Genomic DNA, 4742 nt, shown 5'->3' with positions numbered 1-4742 from the left:
CTCCCCCACAGGCCCGGCCTCCCGCTCCAGCGCCTGCTCCGCCTCCCGCGCCAGCGCCCCCACCAGACGCGCCGGCAAGGCGTACGAGCCCTGCGCGGCCCAATGCACGGCCAACTCCACTGCGGACGGCCGCAGTTCACGGTCCGGCTGCCGGCAGCGGTCGAGCAGCTCGCGGTCCGGTGCGCGCCCGGCGGCCGCGTCGTCGAGTACCGCGGCGAGTGCGGCCACGTCGTCCGCCGGGCTGCCCGACCCCCGGGGCCGTACGAGCCGCGCACCCGACGCACCGAGCAGCACCCCGTCGGGCGTCACCGCGCCATGTGCCGCGCCCAGCGCGTGCAGCCGCGCCAGCGCACCGGCCAGCGTCGCGCCGATGCCGCGTACGGCCGCCTCGGGCAGCCCGCCGTACAGGAGGCCGCGCACATCGGCGAGGGTCAGTGCGGGGACGTACCGGCAGACGAGCCAGGGCGGGTCCTCGTCGCACGCGGCGTCGACGTACGCGACCAGGCCGGGCCCTTCGGCGGCCCGCAGCAGCTCGGCGGAGTGCGCCAACGCGCTCTGGACCAGGGTGACTTCGACATGTCCCGGCACATCCGGCCCGTGCGCGAGATACCGGCGCTCCCCGCCCGCCTCCGTGAGCACGGCGAGCAGCCGGTACGGACCCAGGGCACGCGGATCGCCAAGGTGCAGGTCTTCCATGAACAGCTCCCCCGAGCGCACACCTCCCGCCCCCCGGCCAGGATCGGCGCGCACCCACGGCAGGGTAGCCGCGGAATGCCGGATTCGTGAGCCCCGGCCGCCTCGTACCTCCGAGGGGAAAGTCCCCTGCCCCTGAGGGGAAAGCCCCCTGCGACGCACACGCCACGCGAGCGACCTCTCACCACGTGGGCATCGCGCGCAGCTGGGTGCCGCGCGCCACGAACACCCGCCCCGCGGCCGCCGCAAGGCGCCAACCGGCCGCGGCGGAATCGTCGTTGAGCACCCACAGCTTGGCCCCCGAGGACGCGTCGAGGACGGCCACGCCCAGGTCGTGCTCGCGGTCCACATGGCCCCGCCGGTCGACGCCGAGCGGTACGTACAGGGCTTCGCCCTCGCGGACGACCGCCTGCACCGGCAGCAGATCGTCCTTGATGAACTCGCTCTCGGCGTACCCGACGTCCGTGGTCCACACCCGCGAGCCGTCGGCGACCTCCAGGCAGAGCAGCTCGCGCGAGACGAGCGCGGGACGCGGCGCGTACAGCTTGCCGTCCACCACCGCCGGGGCTCCCCAGGAGCGCTGCACCGCCAGGCTGTCGTGGTCCTGCGTCCAGCGCTGCCGGCCGTCCGCGGCGTCGACCACCACCATCCGGTCACCGCCCACGCAGAACGCGTCCTCGTGCACGGCCGGCACCAGACCGACGTCCGCGACGTACGGCTTCACGGGCCCGAAGTCCTCGCTCCACCGCACCTCGCCGCTCAGCACGTCGAAGGCCACGCCCTGCCCCTCACGCGTACAGACCAGGAGCCGGCCGTCCGCGACCGCGGCGCCGACGGGCCCGGTGGAGGCGAGGGGCGCCCGGGAACGCCAGCGCACCTTGCGGGTGCGCGGCGATACGGCCGCCACCCGCCGCCCGCGATCCAGGACATAGACGTGCACGGGGTCGACGGCGAGAGCCTGCTCCGCCCCGGCCTCCCGCGTGTCCCACTGCACCGCGCCGCTGCGGGCGTCGAGCGCGGTCAGCCATCCGCCGCGGGTCACGACGAACAGCGCCCGGTCCGCGGCGAGCAGCGGGCCATGGCGTACGGGCGCGCCGTTGCCGGGCCAGGACCACGCGCGCTCCCCCGTGTGCTGGCGCCACGCGGCGAGCCCGCCGCCGGACGCGGCGACGACGACCCGGTCCACGGCGACGGGGTCCGGGCCGTCCGGGTGGATGCCGTCCGCCTTCCACAACGCGTCGGGCACGGCGCCGGGTCGGGGGTTCGCGAGCGGCTCGGCGTAGGGGACACCGCTGTCGCTGATACGGGGGCCTTCGGGTTCGCCCCGTCGCAGCCACCAGGTGAGCCCGCCACCGGTGGCCACGACAGCTGTGGCCGCCGACAGGACCCGCCTGCGCGAAGGCCGGCCCGGCGGACGGTCCTGCGCACGGGCGAGCGCGAGGGCACGCTCGGCCTCGCGGGTGCGCCGCTCGATCTCGCCGTGCAGGGGTCCGCTCCGCCACGGCAGGTCGCCCGGCTTCCCGAGCACCGAGGCCAGCCGCTCGGGCGTGGGGCGGGCCGCCGAGTCCTTGGCAAGGCATGCGCCAAGCGGTCCGAGCAGCGCGGACGGCACCCCGGTGAGGTCCGGATTCTCGTGTACGACACGGAAGTTGACGGCAGCGGGATGGCCCGCGCCGAACGGGGCCCGGCCCGTGCAGGCGAACGCGAGCACCGCGCCGAGCGAGAACACGTCCGCCGCCGGGCCGGTGCGGCGTCCGGTCACCTGCTCGGGAGGCGCGTATCCGGGGGTCGCGGGCGCCGTGCCGGGGTCGGTGAGGGTGAGGCCGTACTCGGGCCGGGCGATGCCGAAGTCGATGATGCGGGGGCCGTCGCGGGTGAGCACGATGTTCGAGGGCTTCAGGTCCCGGTGCACCAGACCGGCACCGTGGATCACGGTCAGCGCGCGGGCCAGATGGACCCCGAGCGCCCGCGCACCCGCCTCGTCGAACGGACCGCAGAAGCCGACCGCTTCGTGCAGCGTCGGACCGGCCAGGAACTCGGCGGCGATCCAGGGCAACGGTCCGTCCAGGTCGTACCCGAGCAGCCGCGCCACACCCCGTCCCCGTACGGACGAAGCGGTGTCCGCCTCGCGCCGGAAACGGCGCACCATGCCCTGGTCACGGGCGAGTTCGGGCCGCAGCACCTTGACGGCGACGGCGCGCCCCCGGCCGCCTGCCTCCCGCGCCAGGTAGACCGCCCCCATACCTCCCTCACCGAGCGTGGCGACGAGGCGATACGGCCCGATGTGCTGCCCTTGCTCCCCCATGGAGCGCCATGGTGGCAGCGGAACTCCCGCCTCAGTAGCGGGAGTTCCACCGCTCTCACGTACTAGAGCTGGATGCCGGTGAAGACCATCACGCGCTCGTACGTGTAGTCGTCCATGGCGAAGCGGACGCCCTCGCGGCCGACGCCGGACTGCTTGGCGCCGCCGTACGGCATCTGGTCCGCGCGGTACGAGGGGACGTCGCCGACGATCACGCCGCCGACCTCGAGGGCGCGGTGCGCGCGGAACGCGGCCTGCACGTTGTGCGTGAACACGCCTGCCTGCAGGCCGTACTTGGACTCGTTGACCGCCGCGAAGGCCGCCTCCTCACCGCTCACCTTCTGCACGGTGAGGACCGGTCCGAAGACCTCCTCGCAGGAGATCGTCACGTCGGCCGGGACGTCGGTGAGAACGGTCGGCGCGTACGAGGCGCCGTCGCGCCGGCCGCCGGTGGCCAGCTGGGCGCCGGCCTTCACGGCCTCGTCGACCCAGGACTCGACGCGACGGGCGGCGTCCTCGCTGACCAGCGGGCCGACGTCGGTCTTGTCGTCGGACGGGTCGCCGGTGACCTGGGCCTCGACGGCCTTGACGATGCGGGGAAGCAGGCGGTCGTGCAGCGACTCGTCGACGATGACGCGCTGGACCGAGATGCAGGACTGGCCGCCCTGGTAGTTGGAGAAGGTGGCGATACGGGTCGCCGCCCAGTCCAGGTCCTCGTCGGACGCGAAGTCCGCGAGGACGACCGCCGCGCCGTTGCCGCCGAGCTCCAGGGTCAGGTGCTTGCGCGGGACCGAGTCCATGATCGCGTAACCGACCTTGTCGGAGCCCGTGAAGGAGATGACGGGCAGACGCTCGTCCTGCACCAGCTGCGGCATGTGGTCGTTGGCGACCGGCAGGACCGACCACGAACCGGCCGGCAGCTCGGTCTCGGCGAGCAGCTCACCGAGGAGCAGGCCGCTGAGCGGGGTGGCCGGGGCCGGCTTGAGGATGATCGGGGTGCCGACCGCGATGGCCGGGGCGATCTTGTGGGCGCACAGGTTCAGCGGGAAGTTGAACGGTGCGATGCCGAGCACGACGCCCTTGGGGAAACGGCGGGTCAGGGCGAGACGGCCCTGGCCGCCGGCGTCGGTGTCGAGGCGCTGGGCCTCGCCGCCGTTGAAGCGCCGGGCCTCCTCGGCGGCGAAACGGAACACGGAGACGGCACGGCCGACCTCGCCACGGGCCCACTTCATGGGCTTGCCGTTCTCGGCGGAGATCAGCCGGGCGATGTCCTCGGTGCGCTCCTTGAGACGGCGGCTGACGTGGTCGAGCGCCTCGGCCCGTACGTGGGCGGGCGTCGCGGCGAACTCGTCCTGTACGGCATACGCGGCGGCCACCGCCTCCTCGACCTGGGCATCGGTCGGCACGCTCACCACGGCGACGGTGCGGCCGTCCCAGGGAGAGGTGACATCGAGGGTGGTCTCGCCGGTGGCCTGGCGGCCGGCGAGCCAGAAGGCATGGGTTTCGGTCATGGCCGGGCCCTTCCGCGTGGTGAAGCAGTATGTGGGGTCGCTTCCCACCGTAGGGGCGTACATGCCGGTCGGCCTTTGTCCGGGGTGTACGAGTCGGGTGAACCATTTATCCCGAGGGGCAATCCCGGCCCGAGGGGCAATCCCGGCCCGAGGGGCAATCCCAGCCCCTGCGGCGTTTGAGCAGGATCCGAACGAAGTTCGGATGCGGGGTCCGGGGCGGAGCCCCGGTTTCGGGA

2 protein-coding genes and 1 pseudogene are annotated in these 4742 nt (G+C 73.8%); all 3 read right to left on the bottom strand.

Going from position 1 to position 4742, the window contains the following annotated elements; translation table 11 throughout:
* Positions 1-696, bottom strand: a pseudogene (locus tag G6045_RS39290) (hypothetical protein); the annotation flags it as partial.
* Between the two features lie 178 nt (positions 697-874).
* Positions 875-2998, bottom strand: coding sequence for a serine/threonine-protein kinase (locus tag G6045_RS39285; protein WP_165337037.1), 2124 nt, complete (start codon positions 2996-2998; stop codon positions 875-877).
* Between the two features lie 62 nt (positions 2999-3060).
* A complete protein-coding gene (locus G6045_RS39280) occupies positions 3061-4506 on the bottom strand; it encodes an aldehyde dehydrogenase family protein (RefSeq protein WP_165337036.1) in 1446 nt (481 codons plus the stop codon).
* Between the last annotated feature and the right edge of the window lie 236 nt (positions 4507-4742).

The organism is Streptomyces mesophilus (assembly GCF_011044995.1).
GTDB classification, from domain to species: Bacteria; Actinomycetota; Actinomycetes; order Streptomycetales; family Streptomycetaceae; genus Streptomyces; species Streptomyces mesophilus.
This window is presented reverse-complemented; position numbering and strand designations above follow the sequence as displayed.